Below are 4705 nucleotides of genomic sequence, written 5' to 3' on the forward strand. Positions count from 1 at the left end.
GGGCCAGCCGTGCAGCAGAATGATCGGGGGGCCGTCGGCGGGGCCGGCTTCGGCATAGCCGACATTGAGAAGGCCGGCATCGATCTGCTTGAGCGGACCGAACGAAGTGTGCGTTCCCGGCTTGACCGCGGGCAGTTCCTTCGCGCTTGCCTTGATAGCCTGTGCATTTGCCGAACCGATCATGCCGAATCGGGCGGCGGCAAATGTCATGGCAATAGCGCCGAAAAAACGACGGCGAAGATGATCAATGTCTGCTGACGTTTTGATCTTATTCATGGTGGATCTCCTTGGTTCGATTGTTGCGTTGCGGATCAGCCGAACGTGAACGAGAAAGCCTCCACGCCCGGATCGAAAAACTCGATTTCGAACTGTGGATCGGCGATGGGCTGCGGTTGTCGGATCAGCTGGTACACCCGCTGTTCGGCAACTGTGCCGTCGCCTTGTTCGTCAACGTCAACTCCGTGAGCCGCGCCTAGCGGCTGTCTATCGATGAGAACGCGAAATCTCGCGGATGTTCCCGGCGCTGCCGGGCCCATGATGAGATGAAGATCGCGAGCATGAAAACGGTACGCGATGCGCTCATTGGGCTTGTTCAGCACGGCGACCTGCCGCTTCGCCGTCCAATCCCCGGAAAGCGCCCAATCGTTCAGGTGCAGTTGCGCAGGGAGTACGTAGACGCCAGGCCGGTCCACGACCGTACCGCCCGGCGACGTGAAGTTCTGGGCGCGCCCGTACCCGACATAGGTTTCCGGAGACTTCAGGTCGCTCCAATCGGCGGCCGCTTCAATACCGCGGGCATCCGCCGCAACCGGTTCACGACTGACGTTGCCCGCTCCCGCCTCGGCCAATAAATTTTGAAAGACCGTTTCCGACTCTTCGTAGCCGCCTTCGCCCAAATAATGATGCCGAACGCGCCCCTGCGAATCGATGAAATACAACGCCGGCCATCCTTCGTTGTTAAAAGCCCGCCAAATGACATGGTCGTTGTCGACCGCCACCGGGTAATCGATCCGCATGTCTTTCACGGCCCGGCGGACATTGTTCAGGTCTTTTTCAAATGCGAACTCCGGTGCGTGGACGCCGATCACCACCAAACCCTGATTCCGATATTTTTGGTCCCAGGCGCGGATATAGGGTAGCGTGCGCAGCCAGTTGATGCAGGTGTAGGTCCAGAAATCGATGAGGACGACTTTTCCGCGTAGCGCCGGCGCTGTCAGGGGCGGCGAATTGAGCCACTCGTCCGCCCGCTCGAGAGAGGCCAACCCGGTTTGATTGGGTAATTCCTCCACCAAGGCCGCGATCGGAGCCCCGATCGCGCCGGCGAGTACCGCGGCTGCCAACAGCTTGTTTGTTTTCATCGATGAATGCCCTTCAGGATTCCGAGCAATGTTGACGCGCGTGCACTGGGCGCGGCGCGCACGCACTGCGCGTCGCGTTTTCTCAAATCGACTGACGCAGCGACCTGAACGCGGCTCGGAGCTCGGCACTGAAGAGTTCAGGTTGCTCCCATGCCGCGAAGTGTCCGCCCTTGTCGACTTCGTGGAAGTAGGTCAGGTTTGGAAAGGCGCGGCGGGCCCATGTTTCCGGGGCTCGATAGATCTCCTCCGGAAATACCGTGATGGCCACCGGGATCGAGATTTCGGCGGTCTTCAGCGCGACCGCTGACAAGATGTTGCTGTGGTTCTCCCAGTAAAGCCGCGCCGATGAGGCCGCGGTGTTCGTCAGCCAGTATAGCGTGATGTCGTCCAGCATCTCGTCTTTGGTGAGCAAGCGCTCGGGCTCGCCGTTGTTGTAGTCATAGATAAAGGCCGCAAGCCCCGCGGGAGAATCCGTCAAAGCGTAGCTGATCATCTGCGGCCGCGTATTCATCATCACCGAGTAGGCCCTGTTCTTTTTGGTGAACGTGTCGAGCGCTTCGAACGCCGCGCGCTCCTTCTCGGAAAGTGCCGCCGGCGCAGGCCCGCCGGCGGCAAGCACCGCGCCCACCTCGGGCGGTATCGTCGCCGGCAAGTTGACGTGAATGCCGAGTAATCCGGCCGGCGCCTGGCGCGCCATCGCGGTGGAGATAGGGGCGCCCCAGTCGCCGCCTTGGGCGACGTAGCGGGTGTAGCCGAGGCGCTTCATCAGCTCCGCCCAGGCTCGCGCGATGTGGTCGGGGTCCCAACCGGTCGTGGTCGGTTTGGCTGAAAACCCGTAGCCCGGCATCGACGGGATCACCAGATGGAAAGCGTCCGATGCGCTCCCGCCATGCGCCGTGGGATTGGTCAGTGGATCGATAATCCCCAGCTGCTCGATGACCGAGCCGGGCCACCCGTGGGTGACGATGAGCGGCAACGCGCTTTCATGTTTCGAGCGGACGTGGATGAAGTGAATGTCGAGGCCATCGATCTCGGTCATGAACTGCGGCAAGGCATTGAGACGCGCCTCCACCTTGCGCCAGTCGTAGTCCTTGCCCCAGTAGCGAACGATCTCCTGGATTTTTGCCAGCTGCACGCCCTGGGACCGATCGTTCACGGTCTCGCGCTCGGGCCACCGCGTCGCCAACACGCGGCGACGCAGGTCGGCGAGTTGGTCTTCCGGAATGTTGATATGGAATGGACGGATCGAACCGTCCTCAGCCGCTGCCCGCGCAGACGTGGCGAACAGGGCGGAGGCACCAATGGCTGCCGTGCTGGCAAGAAACTCACGTCGGCCGAGCGATGAGGATATTGCGGACATGATAGTTCTCCCTATTGGCGGCGCGACCTGCGATCACCAGCTGATGCTCCGGCCGCAATCCGCTTCTGCTCCAAGCATTTTGTGCAAAGCCGCGGGAAATGCCCGTTAGGTGTTGTGATGAGTTGCTAGCCGTTGCCGGCGTTGGACCCGCCTAAGGAGCGGCATTGCGGTCGGCGCGCGCCGCCATCGCGCGCCGAAAAACGTTTGGGACGGCAAAGACTAGGTCTTCCGGGCAAACAGTTGGCACCAGCCGCTAGGGCTAATGTCGCCTTGGACGAATTTGCACGCATTCGGCGGTTGGAAGTTGACGCAGCCGTCGCAGTGCTGGTCGCCCTTTGGAGTTCCCTGATATTTGGCGTCCGCCTGGCTGATCTTCTGCTGCGCTGCCGCTTGCGAGACCGCCGTAGCGGCTGCCGCCGTGCCGAGTGCAAGCGCGGTGCCGGCGAGCACCACGCGGCGTGAGATGCGTTGGCAATCGTTCCCACGGCTATTCATGATCGACTCCCATCAGGCTTTCGCTTCGCCGAGTTCGACGGCTGTGGTGGCGGAGACATCGGGCGGACGATGATAATCCTGTTCGCTGTTCGCCGTTCACCGCTTCCCGTACTCCGTGAAAACATAATCTCTTGTCTTCACTATTGTGTGGCACGCGACCCCGCACTTGGCATCGTTCGCCTGCGGCGGCTGGTCAGATAAATTGCCGGGTCTGAACGTCTCGGACGCGGGGTCATACTCGAACTCGGCATATCCCCATCCGCCGCCGTCCGCGAACCTCTTGCTATCCTTCACCATGAAGTCCACGTCATGCAGAGTGTCCGGCACCATCGTCGGAGCGGGAGCCGTCTCGCTTTTTTTCTGGGCCCAATGGATTTTCGCCATCTTGGCGCCGTCGGGGAAAGGCTTACCGTTGCCGGGAATGCCCGCCTGGTAGGCGTCGATCATCACGGGATTAGCGAGGATCAAGGCGAGCCTTCCGGCTTGACTGATGGCGACAGCCTGCCAGCTTTCGTATCCCCTGAACTCAGAGAACGCGAGCCCGCCCCGGACTTGCACGGTGAACTTGTCCTGGGCGGAAATGGCCCTGTCGCCCAAGCCGACGAGTACTACCGCAATGGCGGCGCATGCAGCGACGGCAAACATCGCTGCGGTGCTCCCGCGGCGATCACGATTGATGTCTTCGGAGGTTGTGGTCGTACGCATCGGTAAATCTCCTTGCTTCGACGGCCGATCGGAAATCGCCCATTTCAGGTTGTTCGAGGCCATCACAAACATCTTCAGGTACGGTGACTGCGCGTTGGCTCGGCCTCAATTGGCTTCCTGGCCCAAACGTTTACGCCGAGATAGCACGAATGACCCGTTATGAGTTGTGAGGCGTTGTTAGCGGTTGCCAGCGCTGCCAAATTATTGAGCACGTTTGCATCTTGCCGAACTGGCGCAGGTTCCAGCGGCTGCTGCGGTCTATGGCGTGGCGCCGAACCTTGACGTAAAATGCAACGCGGGGGTCAGGCGGCTACAAAAGACGATGCCATGGTGACACCGGCGGCGCAGACCAAAGACGTAATGTCGTTTGGTCCGTTTAGTTTGGTCGCGAGCGAAAGGCTCCTCACCAGGGACGGCGCCCCTGTCGAATTGGGTGCGCGAGCCCTCGACATTCTAATTGCTCTGGTGTCCCGTCCCAACGAAGTTGTCAGTAAGAAAGAGCTGTTAGCTCGGGTCTGGCCCGACGTCACCGTAGAAGAAAACAGCTTGCGGTTTCATATCGTCAGCCTGCGTAAGGCGCTCGGCGATGGCAAGGACGGCGCGCGATACATCACCACCTTGGCCGGGCGGGGCTACTGCTTCGTGGCGCCGATCTCGCGGTCGGGCGATCAGAGCAATGCCGCTTCGCCACTTGTCGGCAGTTTTCCGCATGCCAACCTGCCCAGTCGGTTGATGCGAATGGTCGGGCGCGACGATGACGTCTTCAAGGTCTCGACTCAACTGAGCG

Annotated in this window: 5 protein-coding genes and 1 pseudogene; 1 reads left to right on the plus strand and 5 read right to left on the minus strand. The window is 60.8% G+C overall.

Translation table 11 applies throughout. The features are described from left to right. The 5 genes and pseudogenes from ABSB13_RS16620 to ABSB13_RS16640 form a co-directional block, all read right to left on the minus strand. Positions 1 to 276 (minus strand): annotated as a pseudogene (locus ABSB13_RS16620) (alpha/beta hydrolase); the annotation flags it as partial. Between the two features lie 35 nt (positions 277 to 311). Next, entirely contained in the window at positions 312 to 1358 is a 1047-nt protein-coding gene (locus ABSB13_RS16625; RefSeq protein WP_428110436.1) for a thioredoxin family protein, read from the minus strand. A gap of 82 nt (positions 1359 to 1440) precedes the next feature. Continuing rightward, on the minus strand, positions 1441 to 2718 hold the full coding sequence (locus tag ABSB13_RS16630; RefSeq protein ID WP_428110438.1) for an epoxide hydrolase family protein: 1278 nt from the start codon (positions 2716 to 2718) through the stop codon (positions 1441 to 1443). 219 nt (positions 2719 to 2937) lie between these two features. Further along, positions 2938 to 3213, minus strand: a complete 276-nt coding sequence (locus tag ABSB13_RS16635; RefSeq protein ID WP_428110440.1) for a high potential iron sulfur protein — start codon at positions 3211 to 3213, stop codon at positions 2938 to 2940. Between the two features lie 96 nt (positions 3214 to 3309). Then, positions 3310 to 3858: a cytochrome P460 family protein gene (locus ABSB13_RS16640; protein WP_428110442.1), complete on the minus strand. Its 549-nt coding sequence runs from the start codon at positions 3856 to 3858 to the stop codon at positions 3310 to 3312. Between the two features lie 387 nt (positions 3859 to 4245). Here ABSB13_RS16640 and ABSB13_RS16645 point away from each other — a divergent pair. After that, on the plus strand, positions 4246 to 4705 hold a 460-nt coding region (locus tag ABSB13_RS16645; protein ID WP_428110441.1), incomplete at its 3' end, for a winged helix-turn-helix domain-containing protein.

It is taken from the genome of Binatus sp. (SeqCode), assembly GCF_050013435.1.
In the GTDB taxonomy this organism is placed as follows: domain Bacteria; phylum Desulfobacterota; class Binatia; order Binatales; family Binataceae; genus Binatus.